At 35.0% G+C, this 20185-nt stretch carries 18 protein-coding genes; 7 read left to right on the top strand and 11 right to left on the bottom strand.

Annotated elements, in window-relative coordinates:
• The 4 genes from GQ47_RS02905 to GQ47_RS02890 form a co-directional block, all read right to left on the bottom strand.
• Complete coding sequence (locus GQ47_RS02905; protein WP_035644573.1) at positions 1 to 1023, bottom strand: LLM class flavin-dependent oxidoreductase; 1023 nt, start codon at positions 1021 to 1023, stop codon at positions 1 to 3.
• A gap of 23 nt (positions 1024 to 1046) precedes the next feature.
• Positions 1047 to 1454: a DUF1634 domain-containing protein gene (locus tag GQ47_RS02900; RefSeq protein ID WP_081909305.1), complete on the bottom strand. Its 408-nt coding sequence runs from the start codon at positions 1452 to 1454 to the stop codon at positions 1047 to 1049.
• On the bottom strand, positions 1441 to 2277 hold the full coding sequence (locus tag GQ47_RS02895) for a sulfite exporter TauE/SafE family protein (protein WP_035644570.1): 837 nt from the start codon (positions 2275 to 2277) through the stop codon (positions 1441 to 1443). The genes GQ47_RS02900 and GQ47_RS02895 overlap by 14 nt, the downstream gene beginning before the upstream one ends.
• A 172-nt stretch (positions 2278 to 2449) precedes the next feature.
• Positions 2450 to 3364 (bottom strand): DsbA family protein, encoded by a 915-nt coding sequence (locus tag GQ47_RS02890; RefSeq protein ID WP_035644568.1) that lies wholly within the window; start codon positions 3362 to 3364, stop codon positions 2450 to 2452.
• A 164-nt stretch (positions 3365 to 3528) separates the two neighbouring features.
• Here GQ47_RS02890 and GQ47_RS02885 point away from each other — a divergent pair, with 164 nt between their 5' ends.
• The 3 genes from GQ47_RS02885 (at position 3529) to GQ47_RS02875 (ending at position 5126) form a co-directional block, all read left to right on the top strand.
• Complete coding sequence (locus GQ47_RS02885) at positions 3529 to 3846, top strand: winged helix-turn-helix transcriptional regulator (RefSeq protein WP_035645169.1); 318 nt, start codon at positions 3529 to 3531, stop codon at positions 3844 to 3846.
• A 188-nt stretch (positions 3847 to 4034) separates the two neighbouring features.
• Positions 4035 to 4511, top strand: coding sequence for a TlpA family protein disulfide reductase (locus GQ47_RS02880; protein ID WP_035644566.1), 477 nt, complete (start codon positions 4035 to 4037; stop codon positions 4509 to 4511).
• Positions 4512 to 4514: 3 nt separating this feature from the next.
• Entirely contained in the window at positions 4515 to 5126 is a 612-nt protein-coding gene (locus tag GQ47_RS02875) for a thioredoxin family protein (RefSeq protein ID WP_035644563.1), read from the top strand.
• Positions 5127 to 5186: 60 nt separating this feature from the next.
• Here GQ47_RS02875 and GQ47_RS02870 read toward each other — a convergent pair whose 3' ends face one another.
• From GQ47_RS02870 to GQ47_RS02860, 3 genes are read right to left on the bottom strand one after another with little or no spacing between them, the layout of a single operon-like run.
• Complete coding sequence (locus GQ47_RS02870; RefSeq protein WP_035644561.1) at positions 5187 to 5480, bottom strand: DUF3861 domain-containing protein; 294 nt, start codon at positions 5478 to 5480, stop codon at positions 5187 to 5189.
• Between the two features lie 19 nt (positions 5481 to 5499).
• Positions 5500 to 6231 (bottom strand): LytR/AlgR family response regulator transcription factor, encoded by a 732-nt coding sequence (locus GQ47_RS02865; protein ID WP_035644559.1) that lies wholly within the window; start codon positions 6229 to 6231, stop codon positions 5500 to 5502.
• Positions 6231 to 7274: a sensor histidine kinase gene (locus tag GQ47_RS02860; RefSeq protein ID WP_051951322.1), complete on the bottom strand. Its 1044-nt coding sequence runs from the start codon at positions 7272 to 7274 to the stop codon at positions 6231 to 6233. The genes GQ47_RS02865 and GQ47_RS02860 overlap by 1 nt, the downstream gene beginning before the upstream one ends.
• Positions 7275 to 7541: 267 nt before the next feature.
• Here GQ47_RS02860 and GQ47_RS02855 point away from each other — a divergent pair, with 267 nt between their 5' ends.
• The 4 genes from GQ47_RS02855 to GQ47_RS02840 all read left to right on the top strand — a co-directional run bounded on the left by GQ47_RS02855 (position 7542) and on the right by GQ47_RS02840 (position 13917).
• Entirely contained in the window at positions 7542 to 8705 is a 1164-nt protein-coding gene (locus GQ47_RS02855; protein ID WP_035644554.1) for an efflux RND transporter periplasmic adaptor subunit, read from the top strand.
• Between the two features lie 6 nt (positions 8706 to 8711).
• Complete coding sequence (locus tag GQ47_RS02850) at positions 8712 to 11876, top strand: efflux RND transporter permease subunit (protein WP_035644550.1); 3165 nt, start codon at positions 8712 to 8714, stop codon at positions 11874 to 11876.
• Between the two features lie 17 nt (positions 11877 to 11893).
• Positions 11894 to 13300, top strand: coding sequence for an efflux transporter outer membrane subunit (locus GQ47_RS02845; protein WP_035644547.1), 1407 nt, complete (start codon positions 11894 to 11896; stop codon positions 13298 to 13300).
• A gap of 173 nt (positions 13301 to 13473) precedes the next feature.
• Positions 13474 to 13917 carry a hypothetical protein gene (locus GQ47_RS02840; protein WP_035644544.1) on the top strand — a complete coding sequence of 148 codons (444 nt, stop codon included), beginning with the start codon at positions 13474 to 13476 and terminating at the stop codon, positions 13915 to 13917.
• Between the two features lie 78 nt (positions 13918 to 13995).
• Here the strand turns inward: GQ47_RS02840 and GQ47_RS02835 are convergent, their stop codons facing one another.
• The 4 genes from GQ47_RS02835 to GQ47_RS02820 form a co-directional block, all read right to left on the bottom strand.
• On the bottom strand, positions 13996 to 16344 hold the full coding sequence (locus GQ47_RS02835) for a mechanosensitive ion channel family protein (protein ID WP_081909304.1): 2349 nt from the start codon (positions 16342 to 16344) through the stop codon (positions 13996 to 13998).
• An 87-nt stretch (positions 16345 to 16431) separates the two neighbouring features.
• Positions 16432 to 17439 (bottom strand): FAD:protein FMN transferase, encoded by a 1008-nt coding sequence (locus GQ47_RS02830; protein ID WP_035644540.1) that lies wholly within the window; start codon positions 17437 to 17439, stop codon positions 16432 to 16434.
• Positions 17440 to 17451: 12 nt separating this feature from the next.
• Positions 17452 to 19635, bottom strand: coding sequence for a PepSY domain-containing protein (locus GQ47_RS02825; protein ID WP_035644538.1), 2184 nt, complete (start codon positions 19633 to 19635; stop codon positions 17452 to 17454).
• Positions 19636 to 19683: 48 nt separating this feature from the next.
• On the bottom strand, positions 19684 to 20166 hold the full coding sequence (locus GQ47_RS02820; protein WP_035644535.1) for a DUF2271 domain-containing protein: 483 nt from the start codon (positions 20164 to 20166) through the stop codon (positions 19684 to 19686).
• Positions 20167 to 20185 lie beyond the last annotated feature (19 nt).

The raw sequence follows: 20185 nt of genomic DNA, 5'->3' as shown, positions 1-20185 counted from the left end.
CTATCCTTTTTGAATTAACGGAATTAGTTTTGATCCAATTAACTCTATCGCATTCATTAATTGTGTGTGTGTCAATCCGGCATTATCCATTTGAAAAGTAAATCGGTCAACACCTCCTAAAGCTTCGCTGTGTCTTAGGATTTTCTCGGCTGCACGTTCAGGACCACCAACAATCAAAACGCCTAAATCATCAATAAGCCCGTCAAATTTTCCTTTTGTTACTGGAGGCCAGCCACGTTCGTAGCCTAATTTTGTCCAAAGTTCTGCATAACCAGGATAATATTCTTCAATGGCTTTTTCGGTTGTATTTCCAATATAACCAGGAGAATGTAATCCTACTTTCAGTTTTTCAGGTTTGTAACCTGCTGCTTTTCCAGCTTCGCGGTATAAATCAATCAATGGACGAAAACGATGCGTTTGTCCACCAATGACGGCAACCATTAAAGGTAATCCTAAACTCCCTGCTCTTATAAAAGATTCCGGAGTTCCTCCAACACCTAACCAAACTGGCATTTTTTCCTGCAAAGCTCTCGGATAAACTGGAAGATTATTTATAGCGGGACGAAATTTCCCTGACCAAGTAACAAATTCATTATCTCTGATTTGTAAAAAAAGATCTAATTTTTCCTTGAAAAGTGCATCATAATCGTTTAAATCAAATCCGAAAAGGGGATAAGCTTCGATAGAAGATCCTCGGCCAGCAACAATTTCGGCTCTTCCTTTTGAAATTAAATCCAATGTTGCAAAACTTTGATAAACTCTCACAGGATCTGCAGCGCTTAAAACCGAAACCGCACTCGATAAACGTATATTTTTTGTTCTTGCCGCGGCTGCACTCAATATCACAACTGTAGCCGAATCTAAAAACTCTTTTTTATGATGCTCTCCAATTCCGAAAACATCCAAACCAGCCTGATCTGCAAGTTCAATTCTTTGAAGTAATTGTTCCATCGCATCAACACTGCTTAAAGTGTTGTTGTCTCCGTACATTGCCGAAGCAAAACTGTCAATTCCTATTTCCATACTGTTTAAATTAGATGTATTTTCTAATGAGAAAAACCAAATGAAATACTGGTTATAATAATTAAAATAACAATCAGTGTAATAACAACATAAAGATAATCCCTTTCAATAAGAAAAGAGAATAATGAAAGTAAAACCCTGAAAACAGGCGTAAGAAACAATAATATAATTCCGAAGAAAATCAAAAATTCACCATTTCCCTGAATTACGCCACGATAAACATCGGCAATTACTTCAAATATATTTCGGTCATTTTCTTTGAAGACAGAATAATCTTCAATATCATTTCCGTGATGCATCAAATAAACAATTCCACCTATGAAAGCTACTGAAAGCGAAATCCAGACGCCGTATCGCAATAAATTTCCAACAATAGCCTGAAAATCTTTTTCTCCAAATTTTTCGTGCTGCATATTTTTAGATTTTTCCATTAAGTCCGTTATAAATCATATTAATTGCTAAAACAAAAATTAAGCAGGCAAAAAATATTCTTAGTTTTTTAGGGTTTGTTCTTACTAATACTTTGGCTCCGGCCATGGCGCCAAACAAAACGCCAATAACAACGGGCATACAAATTCCGGGTTCAATATATCCTTTTTGAATATAAATTACAGAACTAGCCATTGCTGTTACGCCCATCATAAAATTACTGGTGGTAGTCGAAACTTTAAACGGAATTTGCATAATATTATCCATCGCAATTACTTTAAAAGCGCCAGATCCAATTCCGAGTAAGCCTGACATCATTCCGGCAAGTCCCATCATTCCAAATCCGCCAATTACATTTTTAGTACCATAACTTACTACTTGGCCGTCATGCGTTGGGTAGGTTCCGTCTAATTTTAGTTTTTTAGCCAATGGACTGGATTCTAAAACGATATGTTCTTCTTTTTTTCGAAGCGAATTGATTGCCGAGAAAATCAAAGTAAGTCCGAATAGAACGGCAATGAAAGAAGTTGGAGCAATAGCTGAAAGCAACGCACCGCCAACAGCGCCAATTGTTGTGGCGATTTCAAGAAAAATTCCCAATCGCATGTTTGTAATTCCTTCTTTTACATACGCTGCCGCAGAACCTGAAGAAGTTGCAATTACAGAAACCAAAGCGGCTCCAATTGCATAATGAATATCAACGCCTAAAATGACAGTTAAAAGAGGAATAATAATGATACCGCCTCCCAATCCTGATAATGAACCAATAAAACCTGCTAAAAAAGCACCAAGAATCATAATCAGCGTAAACGTAAGTACTGTCATTCGAATAAATTTTGTTTTTGGCTAATTTACGAATTGATATTTGGCGAAGGAATTTTTAGGAGCTTAAAAAATCCTTAAAAAAGCGAAAACGTTTTTTACAGAAGCACTAAAAATAACTTTTTAAGACAACAAAAAAGCCACAAAGATTCATTTTTGTGGCTTTAAAGAAGTTTTATTTTTTGATATACATCGATCCATTTTTTGTGGAGATTTTGTCCAGTTCCCCTTTTTCATGTAATTTTCCAAGAATCATTCTGGCATCAAAATAAGATTTATTTAAAATGACAGCATATTCTTTTGGCGTTAATGTGGGATAAATTTCAAAAAGCGATAAAGGGTTTTCATTTGGAATTGGTTTCTTTTTTGCTTCCGGAAATACAGCTAATAATGCATTTTCATAAGCATCATAAGATTTTGAGCCGTAAACCATAAATCGATTGTCATTTTTATCGGCAAAGAAAAATGTTGGAAAACCTCTTACACCCAATTTTTTTCCGTAATCTAAATCTTTCTGAAAAAGTTCCTCGGCATCGTCATAATCTGCTTTCAGCTTTTCAATGTCAAGATTTGCCAATTTTGCAGCTTCTTCAATGTTGCTCCATTTCGCAATGTTTTTCTTTTCTAAATATAATTTTTCACGAAGTATACGCATGAAATGAACTGCTTTTGCTTTGTTTTGCATTTGAGCTGCTTTCATTGCAATACAAGAAGGATAGGAAGAATCAAGTGGATCTTCGAGCCAGACATCTCCATCAATTGGCATTTCATAATGCAAACTTGCTTCTTCCCAATGATGTGCTACATCTGATGGTTTGCTGATTCCCCCGCTATTATAACTCCAATCCGGAAGCAGACCGCCCATGCGGTAATCAATTTCAAAATAATCGCCATATTCAAGCTTGAGTTTTCTTAGTTGAGGTTCAATTCCCCAGCAAGATGAACAAATAGGATCAGTGTAATAAATTATTTTAACGGGTTTATTTTCTGTTTGAATAACGGCTGTTTCATTTGATTTTTCGTTATAAGGCATTTCACATGTTCCAGTTACAGGATTACATAATAACGGATTTGAATTATTTTCTGTCATTTTTAAATTCGTTTGCGATTTACAGTTTAAACTGCAGATCAGGATTAGTAATAGTCCTATTTTCATAAAAACGGGTTGAAAAATTAGCGCTCAGCATTTAAATTTTCATATTTTTATAACAAAGTTCGGGAGTGTTTAATCAAAAATCAATTAGTCAAAAAAATATGACTACAGAAAATAAAGAAGAAAAAGATAGTGGTTGTCCGGCAGAAGGGCTTCTAAAATTATTATCGGGAAAATGGAAACCTCAGATGTTTTTATTGGCGGTTGACGGACCAATACGCTTCAACGGACTTTTAAGAGATATGAAAGGCTCTAACAAACAATCAATTGCGGCGGCATTGCGTGAACTCGAAGAATTTGGACTTTTGGATAAAGAAGTTATCAAATTAAAACCGCTTCATATTGAATATAATTTATCAGAAAAAGGGAAATCTCTAATTCCGGTTTTTAGACAATTGGAGTCTTTTTTTGAAAAATAAAATTTTGATTTTCAAATTCACAGAATTCCATCGGAATAAATTTTGTTTAAGCAAAACTAACCTTTGTACCTTTGAATCTTTGCATCTTTGAACCTAAAAAAAAAATCATTAAATTTTCATTAACAAAAAGTAAGTTTTCATTAGTTTATATTTGTAAGAGACAAATTAAATCTAAAGAACTGTTTTTTATGAAAGCAAAGCCTTTTTTAAGCCTCTTTTTATTGGTCGTTTTATCGACAGTTTCTTATGGTCAAAACGTAAAACTTATTACGGTTGACCAACTTCATGAACGAATCAAAAACGGAAAAGACAGTACTTATGTTGTCAATTTCTGGGCAACCTGGTGCGCGCCCTGCGTTAAAGAATTGCCTCATTTTGAAAAACTGCAATCCGAATTTAAATCAGAAAAACTGGCGGTTTTATTGGTAAGTGTTGATTTTAAATCCAAATTAAATTCGGCTGTAATTCCATTTGTTAAGCGAAAAAATCTTCAAAATCAAGTATTTTTATTAAATGAAAGTAGTCCGCAGGAATATATTGACCGAATTGATCCTTCATGGTCAGGAAGTATTCCGGCAACGCTTTTCATTAAAGACGATAAACGAAAATTTGTTGAAACCGAATTAACATACGAACAACTATTAACTGAATATAAAAAACTATAAATTATGAAAAAGATTATCACTTTATTAGTATTAGTATTTACAGCCTGGTTATCGCAGGCGCAGACAGCAACACTGAAAGCAGGCGATCCGGCACCAGATTTTAAACTTAAAAATGTTGACAATAAAGAAGTTTCATTTGCAAGTTTTCCTAAAGCAAAAGGATTTATTGTTGTTTTTACCTGCAATACATGTCCGTACGCAGTTGCTTATGAGCAGCGCATTATTGATTTAGATAAAAAATTCAGACCTCAGGGATATCCAGTAATTGCAATCAATCCAAATGATCCTGAAGCTTCAAAAGCAGATGCTTTTAATAAAATGCAGGATTTGGCAAAAGATAAAAGCTATCCTTTCCCATATTTATTCGATGCAGGACAAGTAGTTACAGATCAATATGGCGCAAAACATACACCGCATATTTTTATTGTATCTAAAACATCAAAAGGAAATGTTATTGAATATGTTGGAGCAATCGATAATGATCCAGAAGGAACAAAAGCTGAAAAAACAAAATATGCTGAAGATGCCATTGCAGCTTTACAAAGCAATAAAAAACCTGCAGTTACTCAAACTAAAGAAATTGGCTGTACGGTAAAAAGAAAAGCGAAAGCTTAATTTAGAATCTTAATTTGTTAAATGAAAAACGCCTCAAGAAATTGAGGCGTTTTTTTGGTTTTATAAGCTTTTCAGTTTCTTCATAAAAACCGGAAAAACTTCGTTTAATTCATCAAATAAAGGATTTTTGCGGTGTTTTAGTTTGATTTCACTGAATAATTTTAGTCCAATTGCAAACTGAGTCGCTTCAGACGGATCATCAAATAAATTTTTGTCTTTCATTTTTTGAATGATGCCAAAAATCTCATCGTGATTAGAAAATTCGATTCCGAGTTCTTTTGCAGGTTTAGTTTCACCATTTGCGTACTCTTTTAAGCTTAATGTTAAATAGTATTTGTTTGATCTTTTTTCCATGATAATTTAAAAATCTATTTTATTTTAACCATTTGTCAACGATGGTTTTGAATGGCTCTTTGTATTGTTCTCCCACTGAAATTTCGGTTTTCCCGATAAAAACAGAATGTTTGCTGATGGCGCTTATTTTGTCAAGCGATACAATAAACGAACGATGAATTCGCATAAATTTTGCAGACGGCAGTTTTTCTTCTAAAGCTTTTAAAGAAATCAACGAAAGAACCGTTTTTTGCGAATCGTCCAAATGCACTTTTACGTAATCTTTCAAACTTTCGATGTATAAAATATCTTTTAAAGAAATTCGGACCCAATTATATTCTACTTTCAGAAAAATAAATTCATCGTCGGCTGTAATGGGCTGAAAGTTATTTGAAGATTCTTCAGTTATTTGTAAAATTTTATTGGCGGCACGCAGAAATTCTTCATAACTAAAAGGTTTTAAAAGATAATCAACTGCATTTACTTTATAACCTTCAATAGCATAATGATTATAAGCTGTCGTAAAAACTATTTTCGGCATTAATCCCGGAGTATCCTGCAAAAGTCGGGCAAGTTCCATACCGGTTAAATTAGGCATATTGATATCTAAAAAGACAATATCAGGCTGTTTTTCTCTAATTAATCCCATTGCTTCGACAGCATTATCGCAACTTGCTGCCAATTCTAGAAAAGGCGTTTGTTGGATAAAGGTTTCCACAAGTTTTAATGCCAGTGGCTCATCATCAACTGCTATACATTTTAATATCATCATTATTCTAAATTTAGATGCAGTTTTACATTGTATTTTCCATTTTCAGCAACGCCGGCCTTCAAACTATGTTTATTCGGATATATCAAATGGAGTCTTCTTTTTGTATTGGTTAAACCAATTCCGCCTTCGACCGCTGTTCCTGATTTTTCGAAATAGGTATTTTCTACTTCAAAATCAAGATTGCTTCCGTTTTGTCTCAGCTTAATGTAAATCTCACTTTTATCTGTAGCGTGAATTCCGTGTTTAAAAGCATTTTCAACCAGAGGAAGCATTAACATTGGAACAATCGGATAATCGTGTAATTTTTCCGGAATATCAGTAATAATCGTCAATTTGCTGTTTGCCCGAAGTTTCATAAGTGCTATGAAATCTTTCATAAATTCGGCTTCTTTCAATAAAGAAGTTGTTTCTTCAGTGCTATAAAGTAGGTAGCGCATCATTCGGCTTAAAGTATGAAGTGCATTTCTTGAATCTTCAATATCTGTATAAGTAAGCGAATAAATACTATTTAGCGAATTGAAAAAAAAGTGCGGATTAATTTGAGCCTTCAGCATTGCTAATTCGGCCATGGTTTTATCCTGCTCCAATTTTTGTTTGTGCTGTGCCGCTTTTTGCCAATGTTGTAGCATCGCCCAGCTCGTACTTATTCCTAGAACCAATAAAGTAAGCATGAAAACGTAATTGTCGAAATATGGATTTCTGTATTTTTTGAAGCCTAAAACTAAACTAACTTTTGTATGAACATCGGTTTGTGTGTTATAAAAATAAGCTATGAATTGCAAAGCACAGATGGCAAGAAAAGTCCACAGTAAAAACGGTGACGTATTGTCTTTAATAATGGTTTTTGGAACTATGACTTTGGCATTAGTATAAAAAATGACTATTAGTAAAAACAATACAATGATCTGCCAAAGCCAAAATACGCCAGGAAGAATTACATTCCATGTTAAAGGAATGTAAAACAGCATGATAAAGCCCAACAAAAGCCACCCGAGAATGTGCAGTCCGATAAATAAATAAGGTCTGTAGATGTTTGAAGCCATTATAAGTTATGATTTTTTAAAGACAATATTACATTTTATTTGAATATGATTGAGAACCAATCGCCCAAAATACATTTACAGCCATTAAAAACCATTTTCCAGCCGACGAGCCTAAAAATTAAACGCTTGTTTAATTCTGAAAAAAATCCGTCGGGTGTCAGGCTATTTCTATCGATTGTCTTTTGCTCTTCGTCTATTTGAAAAATTTTGCGCATTCAATTTTAGTTCTTTTGCTTATTAATAAATAGATAATTACACATTTACACAATGAATAAGCAATCGTTTTTAAGCATTTTCGCAGCCTCAGTTATTATCGCCTCTTGCGGTAAGAAAGATGACAAATCGGCTCAGGCCGGCGCTGCGCCACAGGTAAAAGAGTATAAAACGCTGACATTGCAGCCAGAATCTGCAACATTATACAGCGATTATCCTGCGAGTATTCAAGGACAGCAAAATATTGAAATTCGTCCTAGAGTTGAAGGTTATATTGATAAGATTTTTGTCGATGAAGGCGCTGTTGTAAAAGTGGGACAGCCATTGTTTAAAATTAGCGCGCCAGAATATGAGCAACAAGTTCGCACGGCAAGTGCCAGCATTAAAAGCGCTCAGGCAGAAGTAAGTGCAGCAAAACTGGCGGTGAATAAAGTGAGACCTTTAGTTGAAAAAGGAATTATCAGTAAATACGATTTAGAATCAGCACAATATACTTATGAATCGGCTATGGCAACGTTGGCTCAGGCGAATGCAGCTTTAGTTAATGCTAAAACCAATTTAGGTTATACTACTGTAACAAGTCCGGTGAATGGAGTTGTTGGGTCAATTCCGTTTCGTTTAGGAAGTTTGGTAAGTTCAAATACCGCAGATCCTTTGACTACGGTTTCTAGCATCGGAAATGTATATGCTTATTTTGCTATTAATGAAAAAAAGCTATTAGATTTTACAGAAAGCAAAACGCCAGGTACGACATTGGCACAAAAAATCCAAAATATGCCTGCCGTTTCATTAGTACTTTCTGACGGAACACCTTATTCAGAAAAAGGCCGAGTTGAAACGGTAAATGGTTTAATTAATACTGAAACCGGTTCGGTTACTTTCAGAGCGCGTTTTGCAAATCCCAAAAGTATTATTAGAAGCGGAAGCAGTACCACTGTTCGTATTCCGAATGAAGTAAAAGAGGCGTTAATCATTCCGCAGAGTGCAACTTATGAACTTCAAGATAAAATATTTGCAGTAACTGTTGGAAAAGACGGTAAAACAAAAAGTACCAATATTACCATTTTAGATAACAGCGCAGGAAATTATTATGTGGTAACAAGCGGTTTGCAGGCAGGAGATCAAATTGTTCTGGAAGGAGTGGCAACACTTAAAGACGGAACAGAAATTAAAAGCCAAAATCAATCTTCAGATAAAGTTTACGCCGATTTAAAATAAAAACAAATGTTTAAAAAATTCATACAACGACCTGTACTCTCAACAGTAATATCTGTTATTATTGTTATTTTGGGTGTTTTAGGATTAATTGAGTTGCCTATATCTCAATATCCAGATATTGCACCGCCAACAGTAAATGTTTCGGCGAGTTATACAGGTGCCAATGCCGATGTGGTACTGAAAAGTATCGTAATTCCATTGGAAGAGCAGATTAATGGTGTAGAAAACATGACGTACATGACTTCTACGGCCACAAATGATGGAAATGCTTCTATTAAAATTTTCTTCAAAGTAGGTACAAACCCAGATTTAGCGGCGGTAAACGTGCAAAATAGGGTTTCGAGAGCGACAAGTTTGCTTCCAGTTGAGGTAACTCAGGCTGGGGTTACAGTAACTAAAAGTCAGAGCAGTAACTTGCTGATTTTCTCTTTATACAGTGATGATAAAGCTTATGATCAGACATTCCTTCAAAATTATGCAAAGATCAATCTTGTGCCGCAAATTCAGCGTGTAGTTGGAGTTGGAGATGTAACGGTTTTTGGTGCAAAAGATTATTCGATGAGAATCTGGCTGAAACCAGACGTAATGCAGCAATACAAATTGATTCCGAGTGATATTTCAGCAGCTTTGGCAGAGCAGAATATCGAAGCCGCTCCGGGTAAATTTGGAGAAAACGGAAATCAGGCATTTCAATACGTAATTAAATACAAAGGACGTTTAACCAGCGCTCAGGAATTTGAAAATATAATTATCAAATCTGTTGGAAATGGGCAAATGTTGCGACTTAAAGATGTAGCTAAAGTCGAGTTAGGATCTTTAAGTTATTCCTCAACAATTAAAACAAACGGTGTAGAATCGGCAGCAATGGCGATCAGCCAGACTCCGGGTTCAAATGCACGTGATGTAATTATCAATTCTAAAAAGTTAATTGAAGAAGCGGCGAAGAGTTTTCCAAAAGGAATGAAATATACCATTATGGTTGACGTCAACGAAAATTTGGATGCTTCTATCGAGAAAGTAATTCATACTTTGATTGAAGCTTTTATATTGGTTTTCATCGTAGTATTTATTTTCCTTCAGGATTTCAGATCGACTTTAATTCCGGCGATTGCGGTTCCGGTTGCGATTGTGGGAACGTTTTTCTTCCTGAATTTATTCGGATTTACGATCAACTTATTGACGCTTTTTGCGATGGTTCTCGCTATTGGTATTGTCGTCGATGATGCGATTGTGGTCGTCGAGGCGGTTCACGCCAAACTCGATCACGGATATAAATCGGCTAAAAAAGCAACCATTCATGCGATGGACGAAATTTCCGGAGCAATTATTTCGATTACATTGGTAATGGCTGCGGTATTTATTCCGGTAACTTTCATTAATGGATCAACAGGGGTTTTCTACAAACAATTTGGTATTACGCTGGCTGTGGCGATTATTCTTTCGGCCGTAAATGCCTTGACGTTGAGTCCAGCTTTGTGTGCGCTTTTGTTGAAACCGCATGCAGATGATCATAAACATAAAAGTTATTTACAGCGTTTTTACACTTCATTTAACGTTGCATTTGATAATGTAACCGAAAGATACAAACGTTCAGTAAGTTTCCTTTCTGTAAAAAAATGGATTGCATTAGCTGCAATTATTATTGCCGGTTTGTCTTTATTTTATATGATGAAAACCACGCCATCGGCTTTCGTTCCTTCGGAAGATCAGGGAACTGTTTTTGCTAATATTAGTTTGCCACCATCAGCTTCTATGGAGCGTTCTGATATTATCGCTAAAAGAGTAGACAGTATTGCAAAGACGATTCCGGGAGTTAAAAATACACTTCGAATTGTTGGGCAAAACTTTACAGCTGGAGCGGGAAGTGCTTACAGTATGGTTATTGTGAAATTGAAACCATGGGATGAACGTGACTTAAGTGTTGATGATGTAATCGGGCAGCTTTTTGCGAAAACGAGTGGGATCCGTGAAGCGAATATATTCTTCATTTCGCCTCCAACAATTCAAGGTTTTGGACAAAGTGGTGGATTTGAATTTCAGTTGCAAGATAAAGGCGGACATACAACGGCTGAATTTTATAAAGTGAACAATGAGTTTTTGGCAAAATTATCAGAACGTCCAGAAATTCAATATGCTACAACGCCTTTTAATCCAGGTTTTCCTCAATATATGATGGATATTAATTTGGCTAAAGCCAAAGATGCAGGAGTTTCTGTAAACACGATTTTGTCGACGATGCAAGGTTATTATGGCGGATTGTATGCTTCGAATTTCAATAAATTCGGAAAACAATATCGTGTTATGATTCAGGCTTCTCCAGAATTTCGTACAAATACGGAAGGTTTGAATAAAATCTTCGTTCGTAATAATGCCGGAACAATGGCGCCAATTACAGAGTTTGTAAATATGACGAGAGTTTTTGGCCCCGAATCGATTTCAAGATTCAACTTGTTTACGTCCATTTCGATTACAGGAGCGCCAAAACCGGGTTACAGTTCAGGAGATGCTATTAAAGCCATTCAGGAAGTTGCGGCAGAAAATCTTCCAGCAGGTTACGGATATGAATTTTCAGGTTTAACGCGTGAAGAATTAGCTTCGGGAAGTGAAACGATTTTCATTTTTATTCTGTGTCTTGTATTTGTTTACTTCTTGTTGAGTGCACAATATGAAAGTTATATTTTACCATTTGCCGTTTTATTATCAATTCCGTTTGGATTGGCTGGAGCTTATTTATTCTCGATTATTTTCAAATTGAACAGTAATATTTATCTGCAGATTTCCTTAATCATGTTGATTGGATTACTTGCCAAGAATGGTATTTTGATTGTCGAATTTGCTTTGGACAGAAGGCGAAAAGGTTTACCAATTGTTCAAGCTGCAATTGAAGGAGCCGTTGCACGTTTGCGACCAATTTTGATGACGTCATTCGCCTTTATTCTCGGACTTGTTCCATTGATGTTTGCATCTGGGGCAGGAGCGGTAGGAAACAAATCAATTGGTACAGGAGCGGTTGGCGGAATGTTGATTGGAACCATTTTAGGAGTTTTTGTGATTCCGGTTTTGTTTATCATTTTCCAGACATTACAGGAAAAAGTAAGCGGTCCGGCAAAGGAAAGTTATGATGATGACGATGATGACGAAGATCATTTATTAGAAGCTCATAAAGCATAAAATTTAATTCAAAAGAAATGACAAATAGTTCAAATAAATATATTTTACTGGTAATGACAGCCGCACTTTTGAGTGCGTGCTCTGTTACCAAAAAGTACGAACGCCCCACAACGTTATCAACAGATAAGTTATATAGAGATCAAACATCTGCTGATTCGACTACAATTGCGAGTATGCCTTGGCAGACTGTTTTTAAAGATGAAAAACTAAATGCTTTGATTCAAAAAGGACTTGATCAAAACTTGAATCTTAAAAATGCAATTGAAAATATTGTTCAGGCAAATGCTTCGTTGCGTCAGAGTAAATTAGCGTATTATCCAACTTTGCAATTGGACGCAAATGCAACGCATACAAAACAATCTGAGGCAGGACTTAATTTTCCGGCAGGAATTAATATCAATACGCTAACAACAACGTATAAATTAGGTTTAAGCACTTCTTGGGAAGCTGATATCTGGGGTAAATTAAGCAGTAAAAAAAGAGCAGCGTTGGCAACATATCTAGCTTCAGATGCAGCGAAACAGGCAGTTCAAACACAATTGATTGCGGATATTGCCAATAATTATTTCCGATTGTTAGCGTATGACAAACAGTTGGCGATAACTCAGGAAACCTTAGAAAGCCGAATCAAAAACGTTCAAACAATCAAAGATTTAAAAGAAGGAGCAATTGTTACAGGCGCGGCTGTGGTACAAAGTGAAGCCAATCAGCATGCGGCTGAGGTTTTGATTCCAGATTTAAAACAAAGTATCCGCGAGACTGAAAATGCAATAAATATTTTACTGGGACAAGCGCCAGGACCAATTGATAGAGGAGAATTAGGATCACAGATTGTTCCTGAAAAACTGGCTTTAGGATTACCTTCGCAATTATTAGAGAATCGTCCAGATGTTCGTCAGGCAGAATTCAATTTCAGAACTGCTTTTGAAATGACGAATATGGCCAAAACCTATTTTTATCCGAGTTTGACACTTACGGCAAGCGGTGGTTTTTCGAATTTAGAATTAAAAGATTTCTTTGCAAATTCAGTATTTTACTCTTTAATAGGCGGATTGACACAGCCGATATTTAATCAAGGCGTTAATAAAATGAGATTGACTACAACACAATCTCAACAAGTACAGGCCTACAATAATTTTCAGCAAAGTCTTTTAAAAGCGGGGCAGGAAGTTTCAAATGCTTTGTACACGTATCAAATGGCGGCCGAAAAAGAAGATTCAAGAACCAAACAAATTGAAGCTTTAATCAAAGCAGTCGATTATACAAAACAGTTGTTGGAATATAGTTCGGCTACCAATTATACAGATGTTTTAACATCGGAACAAAATCTTTTGGCGGCGCAATTGAGCGGTGTAAATGATAATCTGCAAAAACTGCAGGCTGTTGTTGATTTATACCGAGCATTAGGCGGCGGCTGGAAATAAAATATTAGAAAAAACATCTCAAATTTTGGGATGTTTTTTTTGTAATGTACGTCGGTTGAGAAGCATTTTTCGTCGATTGGTTTGGTGGTTTTGTATAATGAATGCAATTAAATCGATTTTTGGCATTACTTTAGATTACTATTTACTGTAATTAATATTTAATATTTAAAAAGATGAAAAAGTTAGTATTCGCCTTAATGCTTTTTACAAGTGTTTTTGCTCAGGCACAGGTTTCAGTTAATGTAAATATTGGAACACCTCCAAATTGGGGACCAGTTGGTTATGATAACAGCAGATACTATTATTTGCCAGATATTGATGTTTATTATGATATAAATCAAAGCGTATTTATTTCAGATAATAACGGAAGGTGGGTACGCGCAAAAAGACTTCCGGATAGATACAGAAATTATGATCTTTATTCAGGTTATAAAGTAGTTTTGAATGATTACAGAGGAGATGCTCCTTACACGTATCATAGTAAACACAGATCAGAATATCCAAAAGGATATCATGGAAAACCTCAGAAAAACAGAGGTGAAAAACCTGAGAAACATAATAACGGGAAACATAAAGGAAACGACAAACATTCAAATAAAAACCACGATCACCATTAATCAAATTTAAACATGACAAAGAAAAACGTCCCGAGTTTCGGGACGTTTTTTGATTTTAATGTATTCTATTTTAAAATTTTAAGTTGAGAAAGTTAATCCTTTTGCTTTAAAATTGCTGAATAAAACCTGACGTGCACTGCTTATTGTTTCTTCGGTACGGTAAATACTGCACCAGAATTTAATCAGCAGTTTATATTTTCCGTCTGAAATTGCAGTGTAATATAGTTGAGGTGCTTTTTCCAGATTAATTAGAGGTAAACTTTCAAGCGCCTGCATTACAATTTCGTTTATAGCTTCTGGAGTTGTGTCGCCATTGATTTCGATTGCAACTTCGACAAGTTTAAAGTTATCTGTATACGTCCAGTTTGTAATGTTTTGAGACAATAAATTTCCATTCGGAATAATGATTTCAGCACCATTTGGCGCATTGATTTTGGTAGTTCGTAATCCCATTGATTTCACTCGGCCGGATTCTGAACTAATTTCGATAACATCTCCAATCTGAATTGGTTTATCAAAAATTAAAATCACTCCGGATACAAAATTATTTACCACATTTTGAAGTCCAAGTCCAACACCAACACCAAGTGCGCCTAAAAGAATACTCAATTTATCCAATGGCATTCCTGAAGCCGCAACAGCCAAAAGATAACCAGCAATCAAAACAATAAGTCTGGTAATTAATAGTTTAGAATGTTGTCTTTTGTTGACATTTTCTTCGTTCTCGTCATCAATTTCACCAAAAAAGTAAGCGACATATTTTTGTAAAAGATGGGCAATCCAAATGATAATGAAAAACAAAACAATATTTCCTAAAGTAAAAGTAATGCTTCCAATAGTATTCGGATGACTCAACAACGAACCCAAAGAAGTGCGTAGCGATTCCCAAACATTTAAATTGGATGCAATTACCACCAGCCACATGTAACTGATTACAATAATGAAGGGTTTTTTTAGTGTATCAGATAAGCTTTCGTGATCAAAAATCTTTTCGAAACCACGTTTGATTCTTGTTGTATAAATCTGTAAAATAACGATTTCCAAAATTATTTTCAGTAATACACTCAAAGCAACAATCTGCGTAAGCGAAATAAAAGCAGTCAGGCTCAACATATTTGAAAGTGAAACTCTTCCAAACAAATTATAAAGTATCGACAAGCCATTTAAGCCAATAAAAATTATGCTAGCCCACTTAAAGAAACCTTTAATATACAATTGATCTTTTATCGTTTTAATTTGAATTAAACCATAACGAATTCCCAAAATATTAATGATGATAAAAGCACAACGCTGTAATAATCCCACTTCTATAAATAAGTCGAGGAAACAAAGGGCAAAAAACAATCCTAAAAGAAGGATCCAGTTTTTCATCGATTTTACCGACCATTTATTTTTAAACAACAAAGTCAGAATTCCGAGTAGAAATAACTGCATTAATTCTAAAAACATCGCCGGAGCATACAAATTGCTGACAACGGCAATATTAAGACCAATTACGATGGCCGGAAGCAGAACGCCTCTGTTTAAATATTTAAAATTAAAATGAGAAAGTTTTTCTTCGTATCCGTTGGTTTTTAGATATTTTAAATTTCGGGAAATGTACCAACACAAAAGCCCTATAAAGAAAATTAAAGTAATTAAACCACCGGTACGATAGCTGAGATAGTAAGCGGCAACATTTTCTTCAATGGCTATTTTAGCGCCAATATTTTGCCTGACCGTTTTTTTAGGAATTGAATCGTTAATATTCCACAAGAAAGGATATTCTTTATGCAGCATACTAATTCCAGATTTTTCCAGATTATTTTCTACCGTAATTAAAGCGTTTGAAACTGCAATTTTTCTTTGCACCGTCAATCTTTTCTTCGCGTTTAAAATCCCTTGATTTTTGGTCATTAAACTATCAGTAGCAAGATATCTTTTTTTAAGATTCGCAAATTCTTTTTTGAACTGTTTACGTCGAATAGTATCTTTTAAAAGTCCGGTTAAAGTTTTGTCTTTGCGAAGATCTATAAATCGCCTTTTGATTTTTTCAAGATTTTGGTTGCGTAAATTAATAGCCGTATTCTGCTCGTCCAATTGCAATTGAAGCTCTTTTAGAACCGTATGATACATTTGTTGATTACGCACATTAGGATTTGCGCCTTTTAAACTTGCTAAAATAAGGTCAAGTTTACTTTGTGTTCTTTTGATTTCGCCAAAAAGATGGTGAGAAGCGCTGTCAAAATCGGCGTCATTATAGGCAGATTCCATTACTTCGCCGGCTTTTTCAATTGCCATTAAGTAATCACTGTCTGTAGTAGTTTCTTCGAATAATTTAGAACGGCTTTCCTTCTTTTTCGTTTCAGTTTGCGAGTAGGTGTGTGGCGCGAAAAATAAGAGAGTTAATAAGGCAAATAAATAGAGGTAACTTCTTTTTTGAATCATAATTTAAGAATGAATTTAGGGGTTTTCAAATTTAAATTTTTTTAAGCTACTTCTTATTATTAGTAAGGAAATAAAGGAAAAACTTAACTAAAATTTAGCTTTGATTTTTTTAATGCGAAAGTTTTTTGATTGGATAACTTTTCCATTATCGGTGATTATAACGCAGCTGTAATCAGGAAATTTTTGAAGCAAAATTAAACCTTCTTTTTGTCCTAAAACCATTAGAGAAGTACTTAAGCCATTTGCAGTTTCGGCATTTGGACCAAAAACCGTTACACTGCATAAACCGGTTGCAGGATAACCTGTTGCAGGATTAATAATATGCGAATAACGTTTGCCATTAAAAACGACAAATTTTTCGTAACTGCCAGAAGTAGTAACAGCTTGCTGTTCAAGTGGCACAACTGCAAGAAGTTTTTCAGGATCAAAAGGATTTGTGATGCCAATTTTCCATGGCGTTCCGTTTGGTTGTTTTCCCCAAGTACTCATATCTCCGGAACCGTTTATAATTCCGGCTTTAATTCCTTTTGCAAGCATCATATCACGGCATTTATCGGTTGCATAACCTTCGCCTAAAGCGCCAAAACCAATTTTCATTCCTTTTAATTTTAGAAATATTGTTGATTGAACGCTATCCAGAATAATGTTTTTGTAACCGACTTTCTCAACCGATTTTTCTATGGCTTCCGTCGAAGGCATTTCGGTCATGGAACCGTCAAATTTCCAGATTCTGTCCATTGCCGCGAAACTTACATCAAAACCGCCGTTCGTTATTTCAGATAATTTAATGGCTCTTTGAACAAGTTCAAAAACTTCTCTGTCAACTTTTATCGGTTTTATCCCAGCGTTTTGATTGACCTCGGAAACTTGCGAAGTTGGTTTCCAATCGGATATTAAATTTTCAATTCGTGAGATTTCGGCAATCACCAAATCAATATTTTGCTCTGCTGCTAATGAATCATTTGCTACAATTGTAATGTCGAAACGCCCGCCCATCAAAAGAGTGGTTCTTTTTCGCAAAACCTGAGCATTGCCAGAAAAGAAGCATAAAATTGCAAGAAGCAATAGCATTCGATATAATAATTTCGGCTTCATGATATAAATTTTTTAATAGCAATCGGTTAGTAATTGCCTATTATTTTTATATTCGGATACATTTTTCAGCCCATTTGCAAGACATAATTCATCTAAAATAGTTTCAACGTCTTTTTGCATAGCGAGAGAACCGCAAATCATGATAATGCCATTTTCTCTTAATAAATCAACAAAGAAATCGGCATCTTTTTTAATTAAATCCATGACGTAAAAATGTTCTGCTTCACGCGATAAAGCCAAATGAAAATTTTGCAACTGTTTTTTCTGAATCATTTCAGAAGCAAATTTTTTATAATTAGAAACCATTTCAGTTTCCATTCGGAATCCAGCGTACAAATGTGTTTCGATTTTTTTCTTGTTTTGTTCAATCATTCCAAGAAAAGGCGCGATTCCGGTTCCGTTTGAAATTAAAGCTACTTTCGAAGCTTTTTTCGGAAAATGAAAAGCGTGATTATTTATAATTCTTGCTTTTATAACTTTTCCTGGCTCTAAATTATTTAAGAAACCAGATCCCAATCCGTGCGGATGAAGTTTGACAACCAATTGTATGTTTCCAGAATGATTTCCAATCGAGTAGAGGCGCTCTCTACTGTCGTTTGCGGGATAAATAGCCAGTAAATCGCCAGAAGTAAATTTGGCTCTCATATTGGCGCGCAAAGTCACTAAAAAAGTCTGTTCGGATTCTGAAACTAAAGTTTTATCTAAAACCATTAATTTCTGTAATCCTTTTGGAACATGATTATAAACGGATGGCGTTGTCGATAATGAAATTCCAGTTTTGGCACTCCATAACTTAATCCATTCCACAAATTCGGTTGCTGATTTATCGTTTACAGTTTGCAATTCTAAAAAGCGCTCTGCCCAATTTTGTTGTTCTAAAAGCTGATCGATTTCAATAGCAAATCCACAAAAATCAGGATACGATTTTGATCCAAAACCAACTACAGAAAAATTGATTTTTTGTTGTTGATTGTATTTCTTTAGTAATGAAACAAATTTCCCTCCATTAGATGGGGCATCTCCCAAACCATGAGTAGATGAGAAAACTATAATATGTTCTGCTTTTGGGAAAACAGTAAAATTATTCAATTCAGCTATATGCACTTTATGTCCGTGATCGATTAATTGTTTCAGAATAGCATTCGCAAAGCGTAAAGTGCTTCCGTTTTCAGAACCAACTAAAAGAATAACAGAACTTTCTAGAGCTTTGAATTTGTTTTTAATTCGGCTTGATCTTCTTTTTAAAGTTATTGCAAAACCGGAATAAATAAAAAATAGAATATTTAAACAGGAAATTACTAGAATAACAGCCCAAATAGCATTTATTCTTCCTGTATGAATATCAAGACTCAAGGCTGCAAGTTGAATTGTCATTGGTGAAAGTTTCTCTGTAATTACAGCTCCAGTAACCTGATTCACTTCAATTTCGCGGTCTTTTAATTCAATGATATAATATTCTTCTGGATCATCTGTAAAAGGAAATTCGATTTTTTTTACATCTGCTAAAAGCGTTTTTTCAAAAATTGAAGTTTTTTTGGCTTCTGCTGAAAGTTCGGTTTTTACAGGTTTTGCTTTTTCATCTCCCATGAAAAAATTAAATCTTTCAAGCGAGAGATAAGTTCCGGTTAGGGCAATAATTAAAATCGGAATTAAAGCTAATCTTCCAAAAACAACATGATAATATTGCGCAAAATATTCTTTGATTACTTTCGAAAAGAAATTACGAATTCCTCTTTGGCGGCTCAAAACAAGCATAAATCCTGAAATTGCAATCAGGAATAATAAAAACGAAATTGCGCCAACAAAAAAACGCCCCGTTTCATGAAGAAACAAAGAGCGGTGAAGACTTGTAATCCATTGAATAAATTCACTTTTTTTTGCAGGAGTTCCTAGTGTTTTTCCTGTTTTAGCGTCAATGTAAGCATTGATGTCATTTCCATCTTCATCAATTGCCTGAAGCGTTACAAATTGATTGTAATCGACACTTAATTCGGTAATCTCAGCATATTTCTTTTTTAAAACAGGAAGCGTTTGACCTAAAGTTAAGGTATCAAAATTTTCTGTTTTGTACGGCAAAGTTTTTTCCTGTACAGCATCTACGGCTAAAATAATTCCTGTAACGGATGCCAGCAGTAAAAACAAAGAAGAAAACAAAGCCAAGGCTAAGTGTGTGTAACGCCAAAAAGAAAGAGTCATTGAATGTAAGCTAAAGGGTAATCAAATATAAATCTGGAATGTAAGGTATTAAATTTTGTTTAATCTTACATATCTGATGTAACCTTTCCCGTCAGTTTTATCAGCAAGACCAGCTGTCGTCAATGGAATTTCTAAATCAGTTACATAATATTTTTGATCTTCAACAGCCGATTCAAATCGTAATTTGTATCCTTTATTGATTTTAGAATCATCGATTTCGAAAGTGGTAACACTTCTGTCTCCTCCAGTAACTGACGCACCTGAGATAGCACTAACATCATCGCCTTTTGCAGTATGAAATTTGTTCCATTCTTTTAATGATTTGTACCATTTTTTATCATCTCCCATTACATAAAGTGTTTTCTCGTAATCGCCTTTTGGATTGATTAAAGAAACCACGATATAGGCACCTTCTCCCATATAATTTGCCATTTGAAGCATGCATTTATATTTACTTGCTTGTGCATTAGACTGAAAAGAGATTAGGCAGATAAGAACACTTGTAAGTGCGATTTTTAGAATTGATTTCATGTGTTTTAATTATGAATTA

The organism is Flavobacterium sp. ASV13 (assembly GCF_000745775.1).
In the GTDB taxonomy this organism is placed as follows: domain Bacteria; phylum Bacteroidota; class Bacteroidia; order Flavobacteriales; family Flavobacteriaceae; genus Flavobacterium.
Note: the sequence above shows the minus strand (reverse complement) of the source record. Positions and strands in the feature narration are given on the sequence as shown.